The organism is Paeniglutamicibacter sp. MACA_103 (assembly GCF_045798555.1).
Classification (GTDB): Bacteria; Actinomycetota; Actinomycetes; order Actinomycetales; family Micrococcaceae; genus Paeniglutamicibacter.
Window position 1 is genome coordinate 1 of record NZ_JBIXLN010000133.1, and the last position, 286, is coordinate 286.

Annotated in this window: 1 protein-coding gene; it reads left to right on the forward strand. The window is 68.2% G+C overall.

Going from position 1 to position 286, the window contains the following annotated elements:
* On the forward strand, positions 1-286 hold a 286-nt coding region (locus tag ACIPVK_RS21855), incomplete at both ends, for a hypothetical protein (RefSeq protein WP_407614078.1).

Consider the following 286-nt stretch of genomic DNA (forward strand, 5'->3'; position numbering starts at 1 on the left):
CTGGAATCCACCACGGTCGTTGCCGCCGCGGAATCCACCGCGGTCTTCGCGCGGCTTGAAACCACCCTCGCGGCGGTCATCGCCACCACGGAAACCACCGCGGTCTTCGCGCGGCTTGAAGCCACCCTCGCGGCGGTCATCGCCACCACGGAATCCAGCGCGATCCTCGCGGGGCTTGAAACCGCCTTCACGACGGTCTCCACCCTGGAATCCACCACGGTCGTTGCCGCCGCGGAATCCACCGCGGTCTTCGCGCGGCTTGAAACCACCCTCGCGGCGGTCATCG